Here is a 24,575-nt window from a genome sequence, read left to right as displayed (position 1 = left end):
ATGGGCGCACCACGCCTCGCCACGGGCCCTTCCAGGAACAAACTGCGCAGCGAAACCGTGAACCGGACGTTCTACTGGATGGTGATCCCGGCCCTCCTGCTCTTCCTTGTGCTCCACACGGTCCCGGCACTGACCGGGATCTTCTACAGCTTCACCAACTACGCGGGTTACGGCGAATGGGATTTCGTCGGCCTGGCCAACTACGCGAACCTTTTCAGGGACGACCGGATCCTGGCCTCCTACGGGTTCACGTTCCTGTTCGCCGTCACCTCCACCATCGTGGTGAACGTCGGCGCATTGTTCATCGCCCTGCTGCTGAATGCGAAGATCAAGTTCCAGACGGCGTTCCGTGGAATCTTCTTCATCCCCAACGTGCTTTCGGTGCTGATCGTCGGCTACGTCTTCAACTACCTGCTCTCCAACAACCTTCCGCTGATCGGCCAGGCACTTGGCCTCGAATGGCTCTCCTCCTCGATCCTCACCAACCCGGATCTCGCCTGGCTGGGCATCGTTGGGGTGACCGCCTGGCAGTCGATCGCGTTCAGCGTGATCATCTACCTGGCGGGGCTGCAAACGGTTCCGGCCGAACTCTACGAAGCGGCAAGCCTCGACGGGGCATCACCTTGGCGACAGTTCACCGCCATCACCTTTCCCATGATTTCCGCGTTCTTCACCATCAACATGGTCCTTGCACTCAAGGGCCTGCTGCAGGCCTTCGACCAGATCGTGGCGCTGACCGGCGGCGGACCGGGCACCAGCACCGAATCCGTGGCCATGGTCATTTACCGGGGAGGCTTCCAGGGCGGGGAGTACGGCTACCAGATGGCCAACTCCGTGGTGTACCTGATCGTCATCGTGGTCCTTTCCCTGCTGCAGTTGCGGACCCTACAACGCAAGGAGGCTGATTTCTCGTGACCCTGCAAAAGCTGGCCGAACCGGCCGAATCAGACAAAGCCGGCTCCGCGCCGCTCCCTGGCCCGTCAGGCAAACGACGGATCTCGTCCTTCAACATTCCCGTCACCATCCTGGTGGCAGTGCTTTCGCTGACGGTGCTCATCCCGTTGTACTTCACCGTGGTCACCGCGTTGAAGTCCCCCGACCAGCTCGGCGGCACCGGCTTCGAGCTGCCCACTTCCATCCACCCGGAAAACTTCTCCAAGGCGTGGGAACTGACCAACTTCCCCCACGCCCTGCTGGTTTCCGGAATCGTCACGGCCTGCGCCGTGGTCCTGACGATCATCACCAATTCCATGGTTGCCTACGCGATCGCACGCAACATGAACAGGCCGTTTTTCAAGGCCCTGTACTATTTTTTCATCGCAGCGCTCTTTGTCCCGTTCCCCATCATCATGCTCCCGGTGACCAAGGAAACCGCGATGCTGGGTCTGGACAACCCGGTCGGGCTGTTCCTGCTCTACACGGTCTATGGGCTGAGCTTCAACATCTTCGTCTACACCGCATTCATCAAGTCGATCCCCCCGGAGCTCGAGGAGGCGGCGATCATGGACGGGGCCAGCCACTGGACCACCTTCTGGAAGGTGATCTTCCCGCTGCTGACGCCCATGAACGCCACGGTCGGGATCCTGACCTGCCTCTGGGCCTGGAACGATTTCCTGCTTCCCCTGGTGATTCTTTCCGATCCGGCCACCCGCACCCTGCCCCTGGTCCAGTACGTCTTCCAGAGCCAGTTCAACACCGACTATTCCACCGCCTTCGCCTCCTACCTGATGGCGATGGCCCCGTTGCTCCTGGTCTACCTATTTGCACAGCGCTGGGTTATTTCCGGTGTCATGAGAGGATCCATCAAATGATGAACGAGAACGTTTCGACCGCCGCACTCGACGCCGATTGGTGGCGCCAGGCGGCCGTCTACCAGATCTACCCGCGCAGCTTCGCCGACGCCACCGGCGACGGCCTGGGCGATTTGCCCGGGGTGACCTCGCGCATGGGCTACCTGGCGGAGCTGGGCATCGACGCCATCTGGCTCTCTCCGTTCTACCCCTCGGCCCTGGCCGACGGCGGGTACGACGTGGACGACTACCGCAACGTGGACCCGCGTCTGGGAACCCTCGAAGACTTCGACGCCATGGTCGCGGCCGCCCATGCGGCGAACATCAAGGTCATCGCCGACGTGGTGCCCAACCACTCCTCCAACCGCCACGAATGGTTCACCGCCGCCCTTGCGGCAGCCCCCGGCTCCCCCGAACGGGCCCGCTACCATTTCCTCGACGGACTGGGCGAGAACGGAGAGATTCCCCCCTCGGACTGGCCATCGCACTTTGGCGGGCCGGCCTGGACCCGCATCACCGAAACCGCCGGGCCCAACGCCGGGGCGCCGGGGCAGTGGTACCTGCACCTTTTCGCCTCCGAACAGCCGGACTTGAACTGGGACAACCCCGAGGTGCGCGAAGACTTCCACACCACGTTGCGCTTCTGGGCCGACCGCGGCGTGGACGGCTTCCGCGTCGACGTTGCCCACGCCCTGGTCAAGGACATGAACCTGCCGCTGCGTTCCAAGCCCTCGCTGGAGATCACCGTCGATGACGGCACCGACGCGCTCTTCGACCGCGACGAGGTCCACGAGATCTTCGCCGGCTGGCGCGAGGTGCTCAACGAATACGACCCGCCGCGCATCGCCGTCGCCGAGGCATGGGTGCCGTTCACCCACCGGCGCCTGCTGTACGCCCGTCCCACCGGGCTCGGGCAGGCGTTCAACTTCGACCTGCTGCAGGCTCCCTTCGCGGCACGGGAATTCCGTGACATCGTGGCCCGGTGCCTAGACGAGGCCGAAACCTCGGGTGCGTCGTCCACCTGGGTGTTCTCCAACCACGACGTGGTCCGCCACGCCTCGCGCTATTCCCTGCCCGACGGCACCGACGCCGCCGCCCAGGACGCGTGGCTGCTCTCCGGCGGCCGGGAACCTGCCGGCGATCCGGAACGCGGTCTGCGCCGGGCCCGGGCCGCAACGCTGTTCATGCTGGGGCTGCCCGGCTCCGCCTACCTCTACCAGGGCGAGGAACTTGGCCTGTTCGAGGCCGCGGACCTGCCCCTGGAATCGCTGCAGGACCCCACGTGGTTCCGCACCGGAAAGAAGGCCAAGGGCCGCGACGGCTGCCGCGTGCCGCTGCCGTGGAACTCAGCCGAGGAACACCTCGGGTTCGGCGGCTCGCCATGGCTGCCGCAGCCCGGGTGGTTTGCCGCCCACGCCGTAGACACCCAGGACGGCGTATCCGGTTCCACCCTGGAGTTCTACCGCAGCGCCCTGGCCTGGCGGCGCAAGCTGCAAACCACCGAGGCGCTCCAGTGGGTTTCGGCGCCCGATGCCACGCTGGCGCACTACCGCCGCCCCAACGGCTGGGAAGTGCTGACCAACTTCGGCACCACGCCGGTTGACCTGCCCGCCGGCCTCGATCCGACCCGGATCGTCGTTGCCAGCGGCGCGATCACGCGGGAGACGGCGCCCATCCCGGGGGAAACCACCCTCTGGATCGCCCCGTAGCACCACCCGGCAGGCTCCCGACGGATCCCGGACCGCGCCACGGGGGCGCACGCGGCGTCAACCGCGTGCGCCCCGGGCGTGCCTGTGGCGGGCATCAACGTGGCACGACTGGGGGTAATGCCGCCGGCATGGAAGAATGGAAACCATGGCAGAAGACACCTTGGGCACAGACACGCCCGTCATCGTTTCCGTTCCGGACAAGCCCGTTCTCGAGGGCCTGGAGGAACGCCTTGGCGCCCGCTGGCGCGAACAAGGCACCTACAAATTCAACGCAGAGACCACGCGCGAGCAGGTCTACTCCATCGACACTCCCCCACCAACGGCCTCGGGCTCGCTGCACGTGGGACACATGTTCTCCTACACGCAGACCGACGTACTGGCCCGCTACCAGCGCATGCGCGGCAAGAACGTGTTCTATCCGATGGGCTGGGACGACAACGGCCTGCCCACCGAGCGCCGCGTGCAGAACTACTATGGCGTGCGCTGCGACCCTACCTACTCCTACATCGAGGGCTACCGTCCCCCGGCGACCCCGGCGAAGAACCAGCGCGACTGGGACGTCGTGAGCCGCAAGAACTTCATCGAGCTCTGCGAGGAGCTCGCGGTCGAGGACGAGAAGGTCTTCGAGCACCTCTTCTCCACCCTGGGCCTGTCCGTCGACTGGGATTTGACCTACCGCACCATCGACGACGTGTCCCGTGCCGTCTCGCAGCGCGGCTTCCTGGCCAACCTGAACGCCGGCGATGCGTACATGGCCGAGGCCCCCACCCTGTGGGACGTCACCTTCCGCACCGCGGTGGCCCAGGCCGAGCTGGAGGACCGGGAAATGCCCGGCGCCTACTACCGCTACCCGTTCACCGCGGAGGACGGCACCGAGGTCTTCATCGAGACCACCCGCCCCGAGCTGCTGGCCGCCTGCGCCGGCCTGGTCGCGAACCCCGAGGACGAGCGCTACAAGCCGCTCTTCGGCAAGACCGTCACCTCCCCGCTGTTCGATGTCCCGGTCACGGTCTACCCGCACGCGCTGGCCAAGGTCGACAAGGGCTCGGGCATCGCGATGGTGTGCACCTTCGGCGATTTGAACGACGTGACCTGGTGGCGCGAACTGCAGCTGCCCACACGCACCATCATCGGCCGCGACGGCCGCGTCATCGCCGAGACCCCGGAGTGGATCACCACCGACGCCGGCAAGGAGGCCTACGCCGCGATCGCCGGCAAGACGGTGTTCTCCGCCAAGGAGGGCGTTGTCGAGCTGCTGGCCGCCGCGAACCTGCTCGACGGGGAACCGAAGAAGATCACCCACCCGGTGAACTTCTTCGAAAAGGGCGACAAGCCGCTGGAGATCATCTCCTCCCGCCAGTGGTACATCCGCAACGGCGGGCGCGACGAGGAACGCCGCACGCGACTGATCGAGCGCGGCAAGCAGATCGAGTTCCACCCCGCGTTCATGCGCTCGCGCTACGAGAACTGGATCTCGGGCCTGAACGGCGACTGGCTGGTGTCCCGCCAGCGCTTCTTCGGCGTCCCGGTTCCCGTCTGGTACCCGCTGGATGCCTCCGGCGAGCCCGACTACGAGCACCCGATCCTGCCCTCCGATGAGATGCTGCCGGTCGATCCGGCCGCGGACACCGCCCCGGGCTACGAGGAGTCGGCGCGCAACACCCCCGGCGGCTTCATCGGGGATGCCGATGTGCTCGACACCTGGGCCACCAGCTCGATGACCCCGCAGATCGTGGGCCGTTGGTCCCGCGAGGAAGGCTTCTTCGCCAAGGTCTTCCCGTTCGACCTGCGTCCGCAGGGCCACGACATCATCCGCACCTGGCTCTTCTCCTCCGCCGTGCGCGCCGACGCGCTGCACGACGTCGCCCCGTGGAAGCACGCGGCGATCTCCGGCTGGATCCTTGACCCGGACCGCAAGAAGATGTCCAAGTCCAAGGGCAACGTCGTGGTTCCCACCGACGTGCTCAACGACTACGGCTCCGATGCCGTGCGCTACTGGGCAGCCAGCGCCAAGCTGGGTGCCGACACCGCGTACGAGATCAACCAGATGAAGATCGGCCGCCGCCTGGCGATCAAGATCCTCAACGCCTCGAAGTTCGTGCTGAACCTCGGCGCCACCGAAGCCAACGTCATCTCCGGGGACGCCGCGGTGGTCACCAACGGCCTGGACAAGTCCGTGCTGGCCCGCCTGTCCCAGGTCATCGACGACGCCACCCGCGCCTTCGATGCCTATGACTACGCCCGCGCGCTGGACATCACCGAGTCGTTCTTCTGGTCGTTCACCGACGACTACGTCGAGCTGATCAAGGACCGTGCCTACGGTGCCCGCGGCGAGGCCGAGCAGGCCTCGGTGCTGACCACCCTGGCCACCACGCTGGATGCGGTGCTGCGCTTGTTCGCCCCGTTCCTGCCGTTCGCGACCGAAGAGGTCTGGGGCTGGTGGCGTGCCGGTTCGGTGCACACCGCGCAGTGGCCCGGAACGGCCCACCTGGCCGGTGCCATCGAGGGCGCCAACACCGCGGTGCTCCCGGTGGTCGGCGAGGCGCTGTCGGGCATCCGCAAGGCCAAGTCCGAGGCCAAGGTCAAGCAGCGCACCGAGGTGCTCTCCGGGGTGATCTCCGCACCGGAGGCCACCCTGGAGCTGCTGCGGGCCGGGCTGGGCGACCTGCTCGCCGCCGGCAACGCACACGATGTGGAGCTGGTGGCCGCCGAGGGCGACCTGGTCGTCAGCGACGTGGTGCTGGCCCCGGCCGAGGACACCGTCCAGGCCTAGCAAGCGTCCGTTGCCGCGACAGGCAACACACAACGAGGGCGTCGTTCCCATCCCCGCGGGGAGTGGAACGGCGCCCTCGTCGTATCATCCGTCGAAGCAGCGCTTCCCCTGCGTTCGGTCACGCCAGCTGGTGGCGGACAGAGGGGAAGCCCCTTCGGCTGACAAAACTACTGTCGGAGGGGCTTCGACTCGGTGTTGGTTCTCGTACAGCGTTGACTTTGAGAACCGGACAAAATCCTCGTTGCGCGGGTCTTGCTGCATCGCTGTTACAGCCGGGCTAGAAGAGATTCCAATAGTCCGTCACCACGAATTCGGTTTTTGTTCGGCATCATTCCGGTAGTGATGCGTATCTCTTTTATACGCGCCGGCCCCTTAACGGGCAAGGGGCCCGGGAAAACTCTGTGGTTTTCCCGGGCCCCTCGCATCGAATGTTGGCGCTTTAGGCCATTGACACGTTTTTGCCGCCGGCCGCTTCGAGGTCAAACTGCGGGTTTTCGGTCCGGGACCGCTTGATCTCGAAGAAGTACGGGAACGAGGCCAGGGTGACCGCGGCGTCAAAGAGCTTTCCGGCCTCCTCGCCCACGGGGATCCGGGTGATGACCGGTCCGAAGAATGCGGTGCCGTTCAGTGCGATGACGGGGGTGCCGACGTCCTGGCCCACGCGGGAAATCCCGTCGTTGTGGCTGGCCTTGAGTGCCTCGTCGAACTCGGTGCCAGTGGCGGCGTCGGCCAGTTCCGGCTCGAGTCCGGCCGTGGCCAGGGCGCGGGAAATGACCTCGCTGTAGTCTTCGACCTTTTCGTAGTGCAGCAGCTCGCCCATGGCGGTGTAGAGATCGCCCAGCACCGCGTCGCCGTGCTTCTGCGCGGCAGCGATCAGCACGCGCACCGGTCCCCAGCCCTTGGCCACGAATTCGCGGTAGTGCTCGCTCAGGTCCTCACGGCCGTCGTTGAGCACCGAGAGCGACATGACGTGCCACGCCACCTCGATGTCGCGCACCTTCTCGACCTCGAGCACCCAGCGGGACGTCGCCCAGGCAAAGGGGCAGGCCGGATCGAACCAAAAATCAACGTGCGTCTTCTCGGACAACGTACTTCTCCTTCAGTTGGATAACAGGGCAATCGGGACGCCGCGCTTCACGGTGGCGTCCAACTGCATGGCTAGGCGGACTTCTTGCCGCGTTTGTCGGCGACCTGCGCGGAGATCAAGGTGGGTTCGGCCCCGTTGAGCACCACGTCGGCGGTGATGACGACCTCGGCGACATCGTCGCGGCTCGGCATCTCGAACATGGTGGAGCTCAGGGTTTCTTCCAGGATGGCGCGCAGCCCGCGGGCACCGGTGTCCCGGGCAAGTGCTAGGTCCGCAATGGCCTCCAGCGCGCCCAGCTCGAAGGACAATTCCACCCCGTCCATGCGGAACATCTTCTGGTACTGCTTGATCAGCGCGTTCTTCGGCTCGGACAGGATCTTGATCAGCGCCTCGCGGTCGAGCTTTTCCACGGTGCTGATCACCGGCAGGCGGCCGATGAACTCGGGAATGAGCCCGAACTTCAGCAGGTCCTCGGGGCGCACATCCGAGTAGGAGGCTTCCTCGGACTTCAGTGCCGAGAGCGGGGCGCCGAATCCGATGCCCTTGCGTCCGGCGCGGGAGGAAATGATTTCCTCGAGCCCGGCGAAGGCGCCGGCGACGATGAACAGCACATTGGTGGTGTCCAGCTGGATGAACTCCTGGTGCGGGTGCTTGCGTCCGCCCTGCGGCGGTACCGCGGCGACCGTGCCCTCGAGGATCTTCAGCAGCGCCTGCTGCACGCCCTCGCCCGAGACATCCCGGGTGATCGAGGGGTTTTCGCTCTTGCGGGAGATCTTGTCGATCTCATCGATGTAGATGATGCCCTGCTCGGCCTTCTTGACGTCGTAGTCGGCGGCCTGGATGAGCTTGAGCAGGATGTTCTCGACGTCCTCTCCCACGTAGCCGGCCTCGGTGAGCGCGGTGGCATCGGCGACGGCGAAGGGGACGTTCAGGCGGCGGGCCAGCGTCTGGGCCAGGTAGGTCTTGCCGCAGCCGGTGGGGCCGATCAACAGGATGTTGGACTTGGCCACCTCGACCTCGTCGAGGGAATTGGCGTCGGAGAGCGTCGAGACGGACTTGGCCGCGGCCCCGCCCTGGATGCGCTTGTAGTGGTTGTAGACCGCCACCGCGAGCGAGCGCTTGGCGCCCTCCTGCCCGATGACGTATTCCTGCAGCGAGTCGAAGATTTCCTTCGGCTTGGGCAGCTCGAAGGCAACGCCCTCTTCGACCTCGGCGAGCTCTTCCTCGATGATCTCGTTGCAGAGCTCGATGCATTCGGTGCAGATGTAGACGCCGTGGCCGGCGATCAGTTTGCGAACCTGCTTCTGGCTCTTGCCGCAGAAGGAACACTTGAGCAGATCAGACCCTTCACCCATGCGTGCCATCGTGTTGGTCCCCTATCTGGTACCGGTAAGACCGGCCCGAGAGACCGGAAGTGCTTAACTGTCTTAACTCTATGACAGAGCGCCGTCAGAATGGACGAACGGGCGGCCCTTGGTGCGCATATTTCGCGCCGCGACGCGGGCCGCCCGTTCGTCAAGTCCCGTCTTTAGCGGGTGATGGTGCCCTGGGGCTTGATCTTGCGCGGGGACAGGACCTCGTCGATCAGGCCGTATTCCTTGGCCTCGGCCGCGGTCATGTACAGGTCGCGCTCGATGTCGTTGCCGACCTCTTCCGCGGTCTTGTTGCTGTGCCCGGCGAGGGTGTTTTCCAGCCAGGAGCGCATGCGCATGACCTCTTCGGCCTGGATCTGCAGGTCCGAGGCGGTGCCGCGTTCGCCACCGCCCATGGCCGGCTGGTGGATCAGCACGCGGGCGTTGGGCAGCGCCAGGCGCTTGCCCGGGGTTCCGCCGGCAAGCAGCACCGCAGCGGCGCTGGCTGCCTGGCCCAGGCACACGGTCTGGACCTCGGGGCGGATGAACTGCATGGTGTCGTAGATCGCGGTCATCGCGGTGAAGGAACCACCGGGCGAGTTGATGTACAAGGTGATGTCGCGTTCCGGGTCCATGGACTCGAGGACCAGCAGCTGCGCCATGACATCGTCGGCCGATGCGTCGTCCACCTGTGTGCCAAGGAAGATGATGCGGTCTTCGAAAAGCTTCGCGTACGGGTCCTGGCGCTTGAACCCGTACGGGGTGCGCTCTTCGAACTGCGGAAGGATGTAGCGTGCCGAGGGCGTTTCGCCGGAGGTGGCATGCGGGGTGAAATTCATCGTTTCTCCTGGGAAATCAGTTAGGTCTGCCGGGTTCCGTCGCGTTACTTCGCGACCCCGCCGCCACCGGAGACGATGCCGGAGGACTGGGCGATGTGGTCAAAGAAGCCGTACTCGAGGCCTTCAGCGGCGGTGAACCACTTGTCGCGCTCGTTGTCCTTGAGGATGGTCTCGACGGTCTGGCCGGTCTGCTGTGCGGTCAGCTCGCTCATGACCTTCTTCATGTGAAGGATCAGTTCGGCCTGGATGCGGATGTCCGAGGCGGTGCCGCCGATGCCCCCGGAAGGCTGGTGCATCAGGATGCGGGCGTTCGGGGTTGCGTAGCGCTTGCCCGGGGTGCCGGAGGACAGCAGGAACTGTCCCATGGACGCGGCCAGGCCGGTGGCGACGGTGACGACATCGTTGGGGATGTACTGCATGGTGTCGTAGATGGCCATGCCGGCGGTGATCGATCCACCCGGGGAGTTGATGTACAGCCAGATGTCCTTGTCCGAGTCCTCGGCCGAGAGCAGGAGCAGCTGGGAGCAGATGGCGTTTGCGTTCGCGTCGCTCACCTCGGTGCCGAGCCAGATGATGCGCTCCTTGAGGAGCCGGTTGTAGATGTAGTCCTCACGCTGGGCCGGATCTACCGAAGCCATTGTGGGAGTGCGGGAGTCACTGGACATGTTCTGATACCTCTCCGTGATGCCGTGGCCCGATGTTCTGTCCGTCGGGCCATTGGCTCTTTACTTCCTTGAACATTACTGCCTTGGCCAGTGACTTTGGCAGTGCAGGGGCAACTGTTCGCTGTCGGCGCATGGTCGCCGCCGCGGGCATCGCCGTCGGCTTAAAAGAGGGATTAAAACACGCGTGGAGCCACCCTTGACGGGTGGCTCCACGCGTGGAAGTCAATGCCGCACGAGGCGGCGCCGGACTACTTGGCCGATGCTGCCGAAGCTGACGAGGCCGAGGAAGCGGACGATGCGGAAGAGGCCGACGATGCGGACTCGCCCTCTTCATCACCCTCGGCGCTGACGAACGAGGACAGGTCCACGACGTTGCCGTGGGTGTCGGTGACGACAGCCAGCTCCAGGACCTTGGCAAGTGCCTTGCGGCGGCGGACTTCGCCAACCAGCATCGGGACCTGGCCGGCGCCGTCGAGCATCTGCGCGAACTGGTTCGGGTCCATGCCGTACTGGCCGGCGGTCTGGACGATGTAGTCGATCAGTTCGGACTGGGCAACGCCGATCTTCTCTGCTTCGGCCACGGCGTCGAGCACGATCTCGTTCTTGAAGGCCTTGGCGGTGTTCTCGCTGACCTCTGCACGGTGCTCTTCGGTGTCGTGCTCTTCACCTTCGGTGTGCGAGCCCTGCTCGAAGTGCTGCTCAACCTGCTCGGTGATGACGGATTCCGGAACCGGAACCTCGACGAGCTCCATGAGCTTGTCCAGGACCAGGTCGCGGGCGGCGACGCCCTGCTCCATGACCTTGGACTCGGCTGCGTCCTTCGCGAGGGATTCGCGCAGCTCGTCCATGGTGTCGAATTCGGAAGCCAACTGGGCAAAGTCGTCGTTGGCCTCGGGAAGCTCGCGCTCCTTGACGGCGGTGACGGTGACCTTGACCTGTGCGGCGGCACCTGCGTGCTCACCGCCGGCCAGCTTGGTCTCAAAGGTGGCGTCTTCGCCTGCGGACAGGCCGGTGACCGCCTCGTCCATGCCCTCGAGCATGGTGCCGGTGCCAACCTGGTAGGACAGGCCGGTGGCCGAGTCGACCTCTTCACCGTCGACCGAAGCGGTCAGGTCAAGGGTGATGAAGTCCTGGTCGGCGGCCGGGCGCTCGATGGCCTTGAGCGTGCCGAAGCGGCCGCGCAGGTCATCCAGTGCCTTCTCGATGTCGGCTTCGCCGGCTTCGGTGGCGTCAACGGTGACTTCCAGGCCCTTGTACTCCGGCAGTTCGATGCTCGGGCGGATGTCGATCTCGACCTGGAAGGCCAGCTGGCCTTCGCCTTCGGTCTCGGCCGACGGGGTCTCGGTGATTTCCACCTCGGGGCGCGAGAGCGGAACGATGTCGTTCTCGGTCACGGCGGCCTGGTAGTAGGTGTTCATGCCTTCGTTGATGGCAGTTTCCAGGACGTAGCCACGGCCGACGCGCTGATCAATCAAGCGGGACGGGACCTTGCCGGCGCGGAAGCCGGGAACCTGGATCTGCTTGGCGATGGTCTTGTAGGCCTCAGCAATGCGCGGCTTCAGTTCCTCGTAAGGAACTTCAACAGTGAGCTTGACCCGGGTGGGGGTGAGGGTTTCGACGGCGCTCTTCACAGCGGTGTACTCCTGGTGTGTTGTTTGGTCTGACTGGACTTCAACCCCGTAACGGAATCCGTTACGGGGTTGAATACAGAGTCGGGGTGACAGGATTCGAACCTGCGACCTCACGCTCCCAAAGCGCGCGCTCTAGCCAAGCTGAGCTACACCCCGATTAGTGCAGAAACAGTCTATGCGGAATAAACAAATTTCTACTAATCGGCCCGTCAACCAGAAGTTTGGAATTCGTCGACGGCGCGGAATAACCATACAAGCATTCGCGGGAAAACAAAATTCATACTCAAGGGAGGGGGAAAGCCGCGTGTTTTCATGGAATTCGACGGTTCACGGACCCCGTTGCGCCGACATTTTGCCCCCCGACGCGGGCGATCCCCCGGAAAGGGACGCACGTCACATGGCCCGAACCGTGGAAAGGAAAACGTGGAATGCCATTGCTTGGACAAAAGAAAAGAACGACCTGATTCCTTGGAATCAAATCGCTCTCAATTGGAGGGGATGACGGGAATCGAACCCGCGTAATCAGTTTGGAAGACTGAGGCTTTACCATTAAGCTACATCCCCGCATTTGCTACACCTTGTCGGTGGCAACGGATAAAATCTTAGCACCCCAAATCAGCACCGTGCAAATCCATGCCTCCAAACGACTCGATCCTTGTCATCACGGAAGTTCCCAAGACCCCGCGCCCATGTGGATCACGCCAAGGCAGGTGCCATTTGCTGCACCGCTGCGGTGTCTGCACCCCTCATGCCCGCGGAATTTGGCCTGCTGCCTGTCATCGCTGAGCAATGCGGCACCGGGCCTCTGGATGGGAGGCCGTCGGGATCCGGTGCACGGCGGTCCCGTCGGGCCGAGCGGTCCGTTTCCGGCGGACGAGTGCGGCTAGGTTCCGCCGGGGCGGGCACCGGCCCGCCGCTGGCAGCCGGGGCACCAGTAGAGCTTGCGTCCGGCGACCTCGCTCAGGGAGATCGCGGAGGTGCACAAGCGGCAGGTGCGGCCCTGGCGCTGGTAGGTGTAGTAGGCGTTTTGGGGCCAGACCGGGCCCGGTCCGCGGTGCTCGGGTCGGGTGGTGATGATCTTCCCGTCGCGCACCCCGTCGGCCATGATGGAGACGATGTCGTCCCACAACACACCGGCCTTGCGCGCCGAAATGTCGCAGCTGGGCGTGAACGGGTCAAGGCGCGTGCGAAAGAGGGTTTCTGCGCGGTAGATGTTGCCAACCCCTGCCAAGACCGCTTGGTCCATCAGCGCGGTGCCCACGGGCGTCTTCTTGCCGGCCAGGCGCGAGACGAATTCCTTGCGCGCAGCGCGTGCGGCCCGCTGGTGCGCGAGGGCGGTGCCGCGCCCCTTGGCCAGTTCGAATTCCCCGGCCGCGGCCGTCAGCGGGTCCGGGCCGAGCTTGGCACGCACGCTGCCCGCCTCCTGGGGCGTGAGCACCTCGCAGGCACTGGGTCCGCGCAGGTCGGCCCACCCGTGGGCGGAGACCAGCCGGGCGCGGACCTGGCCCACGGGTTCGGGAGGGCCCTGGTAGGGGCCGGCATCCGCGTCGGGCCCCTGCTCGGTCTCCCCCACCTTGCGCGGCGCGCCGATGGAGGAGGCCCCGGTGAAGTGCTCGTCTCCCCCGAAGCTCCAGGCCCCGTAGAGCCCCAGGTGCACGCGCAGCACCAGGTCGTTCTCGAATCCCAGGAACAGCTGCTTGCCGTGGGCGTGCGAGGTGGCAAGCCTGGCCCCGTCGATCAGCCGGGCCGCGGGCGCGAAGCGGCCCTGCGGGGAGGATACGGCCAAAACCTGCCCGCCAAAGACGTCGTCGAATTGGCGGGCAAGGCGGTGTACGGAGTGGCCTTCGGGCATGGTGCTGGCGGCCTTCGCTAGGCCACGACCTCGCCGGTGGTCTCATAGGTGGCGATCTTGCCGATGCGGCGGATGTGGCGCTCCACGTTGGAGAACGGCTCGGCCAGGAACGCCTCGATGATTTCGGTGGCTTCTTCCAGCGAATGCTGGCGGCCGCCCACAGCCACCACGTTGGCGTCGTTGTGCTCGCGGGCCAGGCGTGCGGTGTCCAGGTTCCAGGCCAGGGCGGCGCGGATGCCGACGACCTTGTTGGCGGCGATCTGTTCGCCGTTGCCCGATCCGCCCAGCACGATGCCCAGCGAGTCCAGCCCGGTGGCGCGGTCGGCGACCACGGCCAGGGCCGCGTTGATGCAGAACGAGGGGTAGTCGTCCTCGGCGTCGTAGGCGGTGGGCCCGTGGTCGACCATCTCGAAGCCCTTGGCGGCGAGGTGGGTGATCAGGTGGGCGCTGAGCTCGAGGCCTGCGTGGTCTGTGGCAATGTGAACGCGCATGTGATTTGTCCTTAGGCGGTGGTGAAGGCGGGATGCAGGAACCAGCCTAGCGGCGGGCCCGGCCGGGGACTAAGTTGATGACCCGGCCTGGCGCCGTCCGGCGGCCAGCGAGTTGAGCAGCCCGGCCATCGCCTGGGCGTCGGCCATGGTGGCCACCGAGTAGATGCGCGCTCCCCCGCGCGGGCGCTGCACGATCACGCCCGGGCCGGCTCCCATGATGAAGGCGATGCCCGCGCCGCTGACCCGCAGGCCCCAGCCGCCGAATTCGGCCGGGGTGATCTCACGTGCCTCGGCCTGCTCGATGTCGGAGGGCTTGACGTGCAGCATCTTGAGGAACCCGCCGCCGTAGACGCGGATGCCGGCATCGTTGGCCACCACCTTTCCGGCCAGGCAGGTTGCGCCGGCCCCCAGCACGATGGCGATGCCGGGCACCATGGACCAGAGGGCGACCGGACTGTCCCTCCCTGCGGTGATTCCAAGCGCTGCCATGCCCACGGCCAGGACCGGCATGAGGCCCAGCATCCAGGCTGGTCCGCGCACCGTGGAAGCAATCACGGTCCCGGGGGCAAACGCGTGTGCGGCTGACTCCGCGCTTGGCGACGCGGAGCCCTCCGCAGGGGCCCTGGGCGGCAGTGCGGAACGGACCAGCAGTGCGGAGCCGATTCCCCACAGCACGCCCAGCACGATGCCGGCAACCAGCATCGTGCCGTCCATCCGGGTGCCCAGTGCCGCGGGTTTGTCCGGCTGGCCGACCAGTCCGGAGAGGAACATCCCTCCGATGCCGACCACCAGGCAATTGCCCAGGCCCGCCATCAGCGGGACCCCGCTGCGGCCCGCGGCCCCCGCGAGACTGCTTGCAGAGACCGGCATGAGGATGCCCAGCAGCACGAGGGTGAAGGCGCCAACCAGCACGTGGGTGGTGAGGCTGCCGGTCCCGTCGGCCACCCCGGAACCGCCCCAGTGGGTGGCCACGGGGTCCGACAACCGCGAACGCCACAGCAGCGAGCTGCCCAGGTGGGCCGCCAGCACGATGCCCAAGGTCGACAGCGAGAGCGGCCAGACCCGGGGCGTGCGGACCCTGGCCGGCGGCGGGTTCGGCGATGCGGTCATGGGTTCGGATTCCCCTTTGGTGGTGCGGACGCGGGACTGCCTCGAGCATATCCAGTTCACCGCACGGGTTTCATCCCTGCCGCGCGGGTGCCGGGCATGCTAGATGAAGTGGGGCCCGCGCCCGGCCAGGCGCAGCACGCCCGAGACCATCGAGCGGGCGGTCAGCGCGCTGGTGGCCGGGTTGGCGGGATCCGGGAAGTTCTCGATCCCGAAGCGGTAGTTCCCGCCGTCCCCGCGCACGGTGATCTCGTGGCGGGTCATGGCTGCGGCCGGGTCGGCGATGATGTCCACCGCCACCAGGTCCAGGTCCCCGGCGGCCAGGCCCAGGGCGGCGGCGACGTTGATGTTGGACGGGAAGTCCCGGATGGCCTCGGCCACCGAGCCGGAGAAGACGCGCGCCGCGGTTCCGGATTCGGCCGCCCGGGCGATCGCCGAGCGCAGTGTGCCGGGCAGCCCCGGATGCAGCAGCGCCTCGGGCAGCTTGCGGGTGCGCAGCTTGATGGCGTTGATGGTGCCGGCCGAGGCGCGGATGAGGTCCAGTCCGCCGATGGCTCCGGTGGAGTAGTGGCAGCGTCCGGGGCCGGCCTCCAGCGCGGCGCGCAGCCGGCCATCGGCCAACGCCCCCAGCGAGGCCACCAGCAGGTCGGTTCCCGCGCCGGTGATCGCCGGCCCGTGGGCACGCACCGCGGCCGGGGAGGCGCATTCGATGACCAGGTCGGCCCGTTCGATGGCGGTGGCCAGGTCAAGCACCGGCAGCCTCGGCGCGGAGCCGGGCTCGGCCGGGCCGGTGGTCCGTGCCGCAGGTGTCGCCGGATCGGGGTCGGCCAGGGACGCGCGGTCCAGTACCCCGAGCACCCGCACCTCGCCGTCGTGTGCGCCGAGCATCCGGTGGACCGCCTGCCCGATCGCGCCGTATCCCAGCAGCACCACATCAATTCCCATGTCATCCATCCAACCAGCATCCGCGTGCACTTGCGGGAGGCCGGGGTGGTGGTGAGAGAATGGGCACACTGTTCAAGGCTTGTTTCACACTCTGAAGGTGTTGTGGCATGCCGTGCCGCATCGCCAGGCTCCGTTTCGGGCCCGGTGCAGCCCACAGATTTCAGCTCGGCAACCATCGAAAGGCACGTCAGACCATGCCAGGAATGAACCTCACCCGCGAAGAAGCCCGCATCCGTGCGGAACTGATCCACGTGCACTCCTACGACGTCGAGTTGGACCTCACCGGCACCGGCACCGTCTTCTCCTCCCGCACCACGGTGCGCTTTTCCGCCTCCGCGGGTTCGGCCACCTTCATCGACGCGGTCACCTCGGCCGTGCGCTCGGTGAACCTCAACGGCGTGGAGCTGGACCCCTCCGCGGTGTCCGACGGCGTGCGCATCGCCCTGGAGGACCTTGCGGAGGAGAACACCCTGGTCATCGACGCCGACGCGCTGTACATGAACACCGGCGAGGGGCTGCACCGCTTTGTGGACCCGGTGGATGACGAGGTCTACCTCTACTCGCAGTTCGAGGTGCCCGACTCCCGCCGCATGTTCGCGGTCTTCGAACAGCCCGACCTGAAGGCGACCTTCGCCTTCACGATCACCGCCCCGGAGCACTGGGACGTCATCTCCAACGCCACCACCCCGGAACCGGTGCCCGCCCACCGGGGCGCCAAGACGTGGGCCTTCGCCCCGACCGCGCGCATCTCCTCCTACATCACCGCACTGGTCGCCGGCCCCTACCGGTCCGTCCGCTCCGAGCTGACCAGCAGCGACGGACGGGTCATCCCGCTGGGCGTCTTCGCCCGCGCCTCGCTCATGGAGCACCTGGATGCTCAGAACATCTTCACCCTCACCCGCCAGGGCTTCGAGTTCTTCGAGGAGCAGTTCGGCACCCCGTACCCGTTCGAGAAGTACGACCAGCTCTTCGTGCCCGAGTTCAACGCCGGCGCCATGGAGAACGCCGGCGCGGTGACGTTCCTGGAGTCCTACGTCTTCCGCTCCCGGCCCACCGATGCGATGGTCGAGCGCCGCGCCATCACGATCCTGCACGAGCTGGCCCACATGTGGTTCGGCGACCTGGTCACCATGCGCTGGTGGAACGACTTGTGGCTCAACGAGTCCTTCGCCGAGTTCATGTCCACGCTCGCGGCCGCGCAGAACACGCAATTCACCTCCTCGTGGACCACCTTCAACATCCTGGAGAAGAACTGGGCCTACCGCCAGGACCAGCTGCCCTCCACGCACCCGATCGTCGCCGAGATCCGCGACCTCGAGGACGTGCTGGTGAACTTCGACGGCATCACCTACGCCAAGGGCGCCTCCGTGCTGCGCCAGCTGGTCGCCTGGGTCGGCCAGGAGCAGTTCATGGCCGGGGTGCGGGAGTATTTCGCCAAGCACGCCTGGAAAAACACCGAGCTGCCGGACCTGATGCGCGAGCTGGAGGCCGCCTCCGGACGCGACCTGGGGCAGTGGTCGAAGCTCTGGCTGGAAACCGCCGGGGTCAACACGCTGCGCGCGCACATCGACAGCGACGATGCGGGCACCATCACCGCCTTCGAGATCGAGCAGACCGCGGTCGCCGAACACCCGGTGCTCCGCCCGCACCGCCTGGCCGTGGGCTTCTACGACCTGGACGAATCCGGTGCGCTGGTGCGGGTGCACCGCGAGGAACTCGACGTCGCGGGTCCCTCCACCCCGGTGCCCGCGCTGGTGGGACGCCCGCGCCCCGCGCTGGTGCTGGTCAACGACGACGACCTGGCCTACACGAAGATCCGCCTGGATCCGGCCTCGCTGGACACCGCGACCGAGCACCTGAAGGACTTCGCCGACTCGCTGCCGCGCACCCTGGTGTGGTCCGCGGCCTGGGATGCGGTGCGCGACGCCGAGACCGGAGCCCGCAACTACATCGAGCTGGTGCTCAAGAACATCGGGCACGAATCCGATTCCACCGTGATCATGGTGCTGCTGCGCCAGCTGAACACCGCACTGGACTTCTACGTGGCCCGCGAGCACGCCCCGGCCGCCCGGCTGGCGGCCGCGGACAAGCTCTGGGAGCTGGCCCGGGAGGCCAAGGCCGGATCGGATGCGCAATTGCAGTTCACCGGCGCCTTCGCCAACCTGGCGCACACCGATTCCCAGCTCGACGCCGTCGCCGCCCTGCTCTCGGGCGACGGCGCGCTCGAGGGGCTGGCGGTGGACGCGGACCTGCGCTGGGACCTGGTGGTCTCGCTGGCCGCCGGGGGCCGCGCCGACGTGCCGGCCATCGAGGCCGAGCTGGCGCGCGATGCCACCTCCACCGGGCAGCTGGCCGCCCACACGGCGCGGGCCGCGATTCCCACGCCCGCGGCCAAGCGCGCCGCCTGGGATGCGGTCGTCGCCGGGAAGCTGTCCAACCTGGAACAGCGCGCGGCCATCGCCGGGTTCAACCGCGTGCACGACGCATCGCTGATTTCCGCCTACGCGGGCGAGTACTTCGACTCCGCCCGGGTCGTGTGGGAGTCCAAGAGCTACGAGATCGCCCAGCAGATCGTCACCGGGTTCTACCCGGCGGCGCAGACCAGCCAGTCCACGCTGGCCGCGACCGATGCGTTCCTGGCCGAGCTGGGCGAGGATTCCCCGGCACTGCACCGGCTGGTCATCGAGTCCCGCGAATCGGTGGTCCGCGCCCTGGCCGCGCAGGCGGCCGACGTGCACGGCGCCGGCGCCTAGCCGGACCGCCTGCGGAAAGCGGTGGTGCCGGCGTGCGCCGGCACCACCGCTTGGGCGAGAATGGTTGCATGAACCTGGCACTGCACGAATATCGCGTTGACATCTCCTGGACCGGCAACCGCGGCGAAGGAACCTCCGGCTACCGCAGCTACGGACGCGACCACGTGATCCGCGCCGCCGGGCTGCCCGACCTTCCGGGCACCGCCGACCCGACGTTCCACGGGGACAAGGACCGCTGGAACCCCGAGCAGCTGCTGCTGGCCGCGCTGTCCCAGTGCCACATGCTCTCCTACCTGCACGTGGCGGTGCAGCACGGTCTGGTCGTCACCGGGTACACCGATGCCGCCTCCGGGGTGCTGCGGCTGAACCGCGACGGCAGCGGGGAATTCCTCGAGGCGAACCTTGCCCCGCGCGTTGAGCTGGCCGACGAATCCCAGCGGGAGCTGGCCGATTCCCTGCACCCGGCGGCCAACGCCGTGTGCTTCATCGCCCGCAGCGTGAACTTCCCGGTGCACCACGCCCCGGTGGCCCCAAGCGCCTGAGCCGTGGACACCGGCACCCCGGCGGTTCACCTGCTGACCGCGATGCTGCTGCCGCTGGCCGATGCCGGCCGGGCAGCGAGCGCGCAGGCCTACATGAAGACCACGCAGCCGTTCCTGGGCGTTCCGGTCCCCGTGCTCCGGCGCACCACCCGCGAGCTGGTCCGCCGGCTTGGCGCCGCGAGCGCTCCGGAGCGGCTGGAGCTGGCCACCGGGATCTGGTCGCAGGCCACGCACCGCGAGCACTGGTACGCCGCCCAGGAAATCTGTGCGGCGGCCGCCTGCCGCGGCCGCTTGGAGTTCCTGCCGCTGTATGAGCGCATGATCCTCGAGGCCGCCTGGTGGGACATCGTCGATGGCTGCTCCCGGCCCCTGGGGCAGCTGCTGCTCGCCCACCCGGAACCCCTGGCCGCGCAGATGCTCCGCTGGAGCACGGATGAAAACATGTGGAAGCGGCGCCTGTCGATGATCTGCCAACTGCACCTGCGTGCGGACACCGACACCGTGCTTCTCGACGAGGCGCTGCGCGCCAACCTGGGCGACCGGGAGTTCTTCATCCGCAAGGCCATGGGCTGGGCGCTGCGGCAATACGCGAGGACCGACCCCGGGTGGGTGCGTGCCTGGGTGCAGGCGCACCGGGAGAACATGAGCCCGCTGGCGGTGCGCGAGGCGCTCAAGCACCTGGGCCAGGCGGCGTAGGTCCCCTTCGACAGGGGCCGGCATCTCACGCCCTGCGCGAAAGCCGTGCGGCCTTCGCGGAGCCCGCGGGATAATGGGCACAAAGGGTCCCGGGCCGCAGCCGGGAACTGAAAGGACACCGAACCGTGAACGAGAACCGCCCCGCCCCCGAGTCCACCCCCGAGCCGGCACTGCTGCCGGTGCCCACCCGCTTCGGCGAGGGCATCGGGCAATTGCGCCCCTTCGGCGAGGAACCGGGCCAGTTGCGCCCGGTCGGCGCCTCGCTGAGCAACGCCCTGCCCGAGGGCAAGCTCTCGCCCAACGACGACCACGATCCGGCCGCCTACGAGGGCACCTTCTACGCGCAGGTCGGCGGGCGCGAGACCTTCGCCAAGCTGGCCGAGGCCTTCTACGACTCGGTCGGGCAGGATGTGGAATTCCGGGCGATGTACCCGGAAACGGACCTGCGCCCGGCCACCATGCGCCTGCAATTGTTCCTGGAGCAGTACTGGGGCGGGCCCAAGACCTACTCCGAGCGCCGCGGGCACCCGCGCCTGCGCATGCGCCACGTCCCGTACACGATCAATTCGCACAACCGCGATACCTGGCTCAAGCACATGCGCATTGCCGTGGACTCGCTGGAGCTGCCGCCGCTGCAGGAGGAAACCCTCTGGGACTACTTCGACCGGGCCGCCCACTCGCTGATGAACGCGCCCGACCAGTAACGACGCCGGGGCACGCCCCCGGGGTTCCGGGCGGCTAGCCCAGGATGCCGCCTTGGCGTGCCACCACGTGTCCTCCGGTGCTGCCCAGCCGCAGCCAGGCGCCGGAGGAAAACAGCGTGGAGCTCTCCCCCTCGCGCAGGAACCCCAGTGCGTGTGCGCCGAAGGCCATGGCCAGCGGCATCGCAGCTTCCACCCCTTCGACGGGCGAGGACCAGATCCTGGCTCGGACGGTCTTGAGCACCGGGCGCCCGGCGTTTTCGGGCAGGGCCTGGGCCACCACGCCCATCCCGCGCACCGCCTCGGCCACCAGTGTGTCGTCGGACAGCGTCGCCACCGCGTCCCAGCCGCCGCGCGGGACCTGCTGGCCTGCCCACGACGCGTTGACCTCAGCCGGGGGAACCGAAAGCTCCAGGGACCCGGACCCCAACCGGGCCAGCCGTTCGGTCAGCGCCGAGAGCGCATAGACGCCCTCCGCCTTGGCCGGGATCGAGAGCCGCACGGCGCGCATCCCCAGCACCGTGGGAACCGAATCGCCCAGGAACTCCGGGTAGAGCACCGGGACATACAGGGCCAGGGCGTTGCCGGCCGCCTGCATCATCACCGCGCCGTCCTCGATCGAACGCGCGCGGGAAAGGAACGTGGCCAGGTCCGCAACGGTTTCCTGGTCCTCGAGTACTACGAATTCACTTGCCATGCCTTCATACTTCCATGTCCGGTGCGTGCCGGCCCATTGCCGCGGTCCCGCGGAGACACACGACACCGCGGCGCGGGGAGGCGGCGGGTGCGAATACGGCGAACGGCACACCGGGGCGATAGTGTCTTACCAGATCCATTTTTCTCCCCTCCAAGGAGCAGACACGTGAGTACCCAAGACACCACGACCCCGAAGCTCATCGAGCTGCTGGACCTCTCCGGCGACCCCGAGGCCCGCACCGACGAGGACATCTTCGTCGGCCACACCCCGCCGCAGGCCAGGAACCGCGTCTTTGGCGGCCAGGTGCTCGGCCAGGCGGTGGTGGCCGCCTCCAAGACCATTGCGGAGGAGCGCCCGATCCATTCGATGCATGGCTACTTCCTGCGCGCCGGGGACGCAAGCCTGCCGATCACCTTCGGGGTGCAGCGGCTGCGCGACGGGCGCTCGTTTTCCGCCCGGCGGGTGCACGCCTACCAGAACGGCGTGCCGATCCTCTCAATGATCGCCTCGTTCCAGGCGCACTCCGAGGGGGTCGACCACCAGGACGCCATGCCCGAGGGCCTCCCGGATCCCGAGTCGCTGCCCACCACCGCCGAGCTGATCGGCAACCTTGACCACCCGGTGGCCAAGGAGTACGCGTTCGACAGGCCCTTCGACATCCGTTACATCAGCGAGCCGCTCTTTCTCAAGGGCCCGGCCAGCCGTCCGGCAACAAACGCGGTGTGGATGAAGACCAACTCCGCCATGCCCGACGACGACGCCATGCACCGTGCCGCGCTGGCCTATGCCAGCGACTACACGCTGCTGGAGCCGGTGCTGCGCCGCCACGGGCTGACCTGGATCACTCCCGGCATGTCCGTGGCCAGCCTGGACCACGCGATGTGGTGGCACCGCCCGTTCCGCGTCGATGAGTGGCTGCTCTACGTCCAGGAGTCCCCCAGCGCCTCCGGCGCGCGGGGGCTGGCCACCGGGCGGATCTTCAACCGCGCAGGAGAACTGGTGGCCACCGTCGCCCAGGAAGGCATGATCCGCCTGCCCCTGGACGAAGACTAGCCCCGGGGGCGGCCGCGGCGCACGCGCGGCCAAAAACAGCAAAGGCCCGGATCCCGCCAGAAGAAATTCCGGCGGGATCCGGCCCTTTGTCGTGGACCGAACCGAAGCGCCCGAAAGGCGCGTCGGCTGCTAGTCGCGGGTCAGGCGGCGGTGGGTGACGCGGTGCGGCTTGGCAGCCTCCGGGCCCAGGCGCTCGACCTTGTTGGCCTCGTAGGAATCGAAGTTGCCCTCGAACCAGTACCAGCTCGACGGATCCTCATCGGTGCCCTCGTAGGCCAGGATGTGGGTGGCCACGCGGTCCAGGAACCAGCGGTCGTGCGATACGACCACGGCGCAACCCGGGAATTCGAGCAGCGCATTTTCCAGCGACGAGAGGGTTTCGACGTCGAGGTCGTTGGTCGGTTCGTCAAGGAGCAGCAAGTTGCCGCCCTGCTTGAGGGTCAGCGCCAGGTTCAGGCGGTTGCGCTCACCACCGGAGAGCACGCCTGCCTTCTTCTGCTGGTCCGGGCCCTTGAAGCCGAATGCCGAGACGTAGGCGCGCGTGGGAACCTCGACCTGGCCGACGTACATGTAGTCGTTCCCCTCGGAAACAACTTCCCACAGGGACTTCTCCGGGTCGATGCCGCCACGGTTCTGGTCGACGTAGGAGATCTTGACCGAGTCGCCGATCTTCAGCTCGCCGCCGTCGATCGGCTCCATGCCGACGATGGTCTTGAACAAGGTGGACTTGCCCACGCCGTTCGGGCCGATGACACCGACGATGCCGTTGCGCGGCAGCGTGAAGGACAGGTTGTCGATCAACACGCGGTCGCCGTAGCCCTTTTTCAGGTCCTTGGCCTCGATGACCAGGGAGCCCAGGCGCGGGCCCGCGGGGATCTGGATTTCCTCGAAGTCCAGCTTGCGGGTGCGCTCGGCCTCCGACGCCATCTCCTCGTACCGGGCCAGACGGGCCTTCGACTTGGTCTGGCGGCCCTTGGCGTTGGAGCGAACCCATTCGAGTTCTTCGCTCAGGCGCTTGGCAAGCTTCTGGTCCTTCTTGCCCTGGACCTCGAGACGCTCGCGCTTCTTCTCCAGGTAGGTGGAGTAGTTGCCCTCGTACGGGATCAGGCGCCCGCGGTCGACCTCGGCAATCCACTGGGCCACGTGGTCCAGGAAGTACCTATCGTGGGTCACGGCAAGGACGGCACCGTGGTATGCCTGCAGGTGCTGTTCGAGCCATGACACGGACTCGGCGTCCAAGTGGTTGGTGGGCTCGTCAAGGAGCAGCAGGTCAGGCTTCTGCAGGAGCAGCTTGCACAACGCCACGCGGCGGCGTTCGCCACCGGAAAGGTGGGACACCGGGGAATCGCCCGGCGGGCACTGCAGGGCATCCATGGCCTGTTCCAGCTGGGAGTCGATGTCCCACGCGTCGGCCGTGTCGATGGCTTCCTGCAGGTGTCCCATTTCCTCGAGCAGCGTGTCGAAGTCCGCGCCGTCCTGGGCCATCTCCTCGGAGATCTCGTTGAATCGGGTGATCTTTTCATAGATCTCCCCGACGCCTTCCTGGACGTTGCCCAGAACGGTCTTTTCTTCGTTCAGCGGCGGTTCCTGCAACAGGATTCCAACGCTGTATCCCGGGCTGAGGCGTGCCTCGCCGTTGGAGGGTATGTCCAACCCCGCCATGATCTTCAGGATCGTGGACTTGCCGGCACCGTTCGGTCCAACCACGCCAATTTTTGCACCTGGATAGAACGACATGCTGACATCGTCGAGAATGACTTTGTCGCCAACGGCCTTGCGAGCCTTGGTCATCGTGTAAATGAATTCCGCCATGCCCACAAGGCTAGTGCCTTGGGCGGACTTCCTCACAATTTCAGCGGCCGGTTTCCCCCAAGCAGGCATGTTCCTGCACA

The 24,575-nt window shown here is 66.7% G+C and carries 20 protein-coding genes and 2 tRNA genes; 9 read left to right on the top strand and 13 right to left on the bottom strand.

The features are described 5' to 3' along the window. The 4 genes from FPY90_RS02285 to valS all read left to right on the top strand — a co-directional run bounded on the left by FPY90_RS02285 (position 1) and on the right by valS (position 6,272). Positions 1-915 carry a carbohydrate ABC transporter permease gene (locus FPY90_RS02285; RefSeq protein ID WP_498683593.1) on the top strand — a complete coding sequence of 305 codons (915 nt, stop codon included), beginning with the start codon at positions 1-3 and terminating at the stop codon, positions 913-915. Next, positions 912-1,811, top strand: a complete 900-nt coding sequence (locus FPY90_RS02280; protein ID WP_498683592.1) for a carbohydrate ABC transporter permease — start codon at positions 912-914, stop codon at positions 1,809-1,811. The genes FPY90_RS02285 and FPY90_RS02280 overlap by 4 nt, the downstream gene beginning before the upstream one ends. Continuing rightward, on the top strand, positions 1,811-3,499 hold the full coding sequence (locus tag FPY90_RS02275) for a glycoside hydrolase family 13 protein (RefSeq protein WP_498683590.1): 1,689 nt from the start codon (positions 1,811-1,813) through the stop codon (positions 3,497-3,499). The genes FPY90_RS02280 and FPY90_RS02275 overlap by 1 nt, the downstream gene beginning before the upstream one ends. Positions 3,500-3,644: 145 nt before the next feature. Next, the gene (gene valS / locus FPY90_RS02270) at positions 3,645-6,272 is read left to right on the top strand and encodes a valine--tRNA ligase (RefSeq protein ID WP_498683589.1); all 2,628 of its coding nucleotides are present in this window, start codon (positions 3,645-3,647) and stop codon (positions 6,270-6,272) included. A gap of 439 nt (positions 6,273-6,711) precedes the next feature. On the opposite strand, the gene FPY90_RS02265 is transcribed toward valS, so the two are convergent. The 11 genes from FPY90_RS02265 to FPY90_RS02215 all read right to left on the bottom strand — a co-directional run bounded on the left by FPY90_RS02265 (position 6,712) and on the right by FPY90_RS02215 (position 16,250). After that, on the bottom strand, positions 6,712-7,359 hold the full coding sequence (locus FPY90_RS02265; protein ID WP_071216423.1) for a mycothiol-dependent nitroreductase Rv2466c family protein: 648 nt from the start codon (positions 7,357-7,359) through the stop codon (positions 6,712-6,714). A gap of 71 nt (positions 7,360-7,430) precedes the next feature. After that, entirely contained in the window at positions 7,431-8,723 is a 1,293-nt protein-coding gene (gene clpX, locus FPY90_RS02260) for an ATP-dependent Clp protease ATP-binding subunit ClpX (RefSeq protein WP_071216422.1), read from the bottom strand. A gap of 164 nt (positions 8,724-8,887) precedes the next feature. Then, positions 8,888-9,550 carry an ATP-dependent Clp protease proteolytic subunit gene (locus tag FPY90_RS02255; protein WP_071216421.1) on the bottom strand — a complete coding sequence of 221 codons (663 nt, stop codon included), beginning with the start codon at positions 9,548-9,550 and terminating at the stop codon, positions 8,888-8,890. Positions 9,551-9,594: 44 nt separating this feature from the next. Further along, positions 9,595-10,188 (bottom strand): ATP-dependent Clp protease proteolytic subunit, encoded by a 594-nt coding sequence (locus FPY90_RS02250; protein ID WP_071216420.1) that lies wholly within the window; start codon positions 10,186-10,188, stop codon positions 9,595-9,597. A 275-nt stretch (positions 10,189-10,463) separates the two neighbouring features. Beyond that, positions 10,464-11,846 (bottom strand): trigger factor, encoded by a 1,383-nt coding sequence (gene tig / locus FPY90_RS02245; protein WP_498683588.1) that lies wholly within the window; start codon positions 11,844-11,846, stop codon positions 10,464-10,466. An 81-nt stretch (positions 11,847-11,927) separates the two neighbouring features. Then, a tRNA-Pro gene (locus FPY90_RS02240) sits at positions 11,928-12,002 on the bottom strand. A gap of 334 nt (positions 12,003-12,336) precedes the next feature. Continuing rightward, positions 12,337-12,410, bottom strand: a tRNA-Gly gene (locus FPY90_RS02235). Positions 12,411-12,729: 319 nt separating this feature from the next. Continuing rightward, positions 12,730-13,698, bottom strand: a complete 969-nt coding sequence (locus FPY90_RS02230; RefSeq protein ID WP_498683586.1) for an Fpg/Nei family DNA glycosylase — start codon at positions 13,696-13,698, stop codon at positions 12,730-12,732. 17 nt (positions 13,699-13,715) lie between these two features. Further along, complete coding sequence (locus FPY90_RS02225; RefSeq protein WP_307580776.1) at positions 13,716-14,189, bottom strand: ribose-5-phosphate isomerase; 474 nt, start codon at positions 14,187-14,189, stop codon at positions 13,716-13,718. A gap of 69 nt (positions 14,190-14,258) precedes the next feature. Next, complete coding sequence (locus FPY90_RS02220) at positions 14,259-15,299, bottom strand: DUF1648 domain-containing protein (protein WP_498683583.1); 1,041 nt, start codon at positions 15,297-15,299, stop codon at positions 14,259-14,261. Positions 15,300-15,398: 99 nt separating this feature from the next. Then, the gene (locus FPY90_RS02215) at positions 15,399-16,250 is read right to left on the bottom strand and encodes an aspartate dehydrogenase domain-containing protein (protein ID WP_498683582.1); all 852 of its coding nucleotides are present in this window, start codon (positions 16,248-16,250) and stop codon (positions 15,399-15,401) included. Positions 16,251-16,435: 185 nt separating this feature from the next. Here FPY90_RS02215 and pepN point away from each other — a divergent pair, with 185 nt between their 5' ends. The 4 genes from pepN to FPY90_RS02195 all read left to right on the top strand — a co-directional run bounded on the left by pepN (position 16,436) and on the right by FPY90_RS02195 (position 20,936). After that, entirely contained in the window at positions 16,436-18,994 is a 2,559-nt protein-coding gene (pepN, locus tag FPY90_RS02210) for an aminopeptidase N (protein WP_498683580.1), read from the top strand. Positions 18,995-19,062: 68 nt separating this feature from the next. Then, complete coding sequence (locus FPY90_RS02205) at positions 19,063-19,536, top strand: OsmC family protein (protein WP_071216790.1); 474 nt, start codon at positions 19,063-19,065, stop codon at positions 19,534-19,536. Positions 19,537-19,539: 3 nt separating this feature from the next. Next, complete coding sequence (locus FPY90_RS02200) at positions 19,540-20,232, top strand: DNA alkylation repair protein (RefSeq protein WP_217641949.1); 693 nt, start codon at positions 19,540-19,542, stop codon at positions 20,230-20,232. Between the two features lie 275 nt (positions 20,233-20,507). Beyond that, positions 20,508-20,936 (top strand): globin, encoded by a 429-nt coding sequence (locus tag FPY90_RS02195; protein ID WP_498685489.1) that lies wholly within the window; start codon positions 20,508-20,510, stop codon positions 20,934-20,936. Positions 20,937-20,970: 34 nt separating this feature from the next. Here the strand turns inward: FPY90_RS02195 and FPY90_RS02190 are convergent, their stop codons facing one another. Continuing rightward, positions 20,971-21,630, bottom strand: coding sequence for a DUF8185 domain-containing protein (locus FPY90_RS02190; protein ID WP_071216789.1), 660 nt, complete (start codon positions 21,628-21,630; stop codon positions 20,971-20,973). 165 nt (positions 21,631-21,795) lie between these two features. Here FPY90_RS02190 and FPY90_RS02185 point away from each other — a divergent pair, with 165 nt between their 5' ends. Further along, on the top strand, positions 21,796-22,683 hold the full coding sequence (locus tag FPY90_RS02185; protein ID WP_071216788.1) for an acyl-CoA thioesterase: 888 nt from the start codon (positions 21,796-21,798) through the stop codon (positions 22,681-22,683). A 129-nt stretch (positions 22,684-22,812) separates the two neighbouring features. Here the strand turns inward: FPY90_RS02185 and ettA are convergent, their stop codons facing one another. Continuing rightward, a complete protein-coding gene (gene ettA, locus FPY90_RS02180; protein WP_071216787.1) occupies positions 22,813-24,495 on the bottom strand; it encodes an energy-dependent translational throttle protein EttA in 1,683 nt (560 codons plus the stop codon). Between the last annotated feature and the right edge of the window lie 80 nt (positions 24,496-24,575).

This window comes from Arthrobacter sp. C2 (assembly GCA_024207135.1).
Taxonomy (GTDB): domain Bacteria; phylum Actinomycetota; class Actinomycetes; order Actinomycetales; family Micrococcaceae; genus Paeniglutamicibacter.
Note: the sequence above shows the minus strand (reverse complement) of the source record. Positions and strands in the feature narration are given on the sequence as shown.

Bases quoted from the DNA above. Each gene is read 5' to 3' on its own strand.
- FPY90_RS02225 (WP_307580776.1), bottom strand. From the start codon at position 14,189: ATGCGCGTTCACATTGCCACAGACCACGCAGGCCTCGAGCTCAGCGCC.
- FPY90_RS02275 (WP_498683590.1), top strand. From the start codon at position 1,811: ATGAACGAGAACGTTTCGACCGCCGCACTCGACGCCGATTGGTGGCGC.
- valS (WP_498683589.1), top strand. From the start codon at position 3,645: ATGGCAGAAGACACCTTGGGCACAGACACGCCCGTCATCGTTTCCGTT.
- FPY90_RS02220 (WP_498683583.1), bottom strand. From the start codon at position 15,299: ATGACCGCATCGCCGAACCCGCCGCCGGCCAGGGTCCGCACGCCCCGG.
- FPY90_RS02250 (WP_071216420.1), bottom strand. From the start codon at position 10,188: ATGGCTTCGGTAGATCCGGCCCAGCGTGAGGACTACATCTACAACCGG.
- FPY90_RS02205 (WP_071216790.1), top strand. From the start codon at position 19,063: ATGAACCTGGCACTGCACGAATATCGCGTTGACATCTCCTGGACCGGC.
- FPY90_RS02230 (WP_498683586.1), bottom strand. From the start codon at position 13,698: ATGCCCGAAGGCCACTCCGTACACCGCCTTGCCCGCCAATTCGACGAC.
- pepN (WP_498683580.1), top strand. From the start codon at position 16,436: ATGCCAGGAATGAACCTCACCCGCGAAGAAGCCCGCATCCGTGCGGAA.
- FPY90_RS02285 (WP_498683593.1), top strand. From the start codon at position 1: ATGGGCGCACCACGCCTCGCCACGGGCCCTTCCAGGAACAAACTGCGC.
- FPY90_RS02215 (WP_498683582.1), bottom strand. From the start codon at position 16,250: ATGGATGACATGGGAATTGATGTGGTGCTGCTGGGATACGGCGCGATC.
- ettA (WP_071216787.1), bottom strand. From the start codon at position 24,495: ATGGCGGAATTCATTTACACGATGACCAAGGCTCGCAAGGCCGTTGGC.
- FPY90_RS02190 (WP_071216789.1), bottom strand. From the start codon at position 21,630: ATGGCAAGTGAATTCGTAGTACTCGAGGACCAGGAAACCGTTGCGGAC.
- clpX (WP_071216422.1), bottom strand. From the start codon at position 8,723: ATGGCACGCATGGGTGAAGGGTCTGATCTGCTCAAGTGTTCCTTCTGC.
- FPY90_RS02255 (WP_071216421.1), bottom strand. From the start codon at position 9,550: ATGAATTTCACCCCGCATGCCACCTCCGGCGAAACGCCCTCGGCACGC.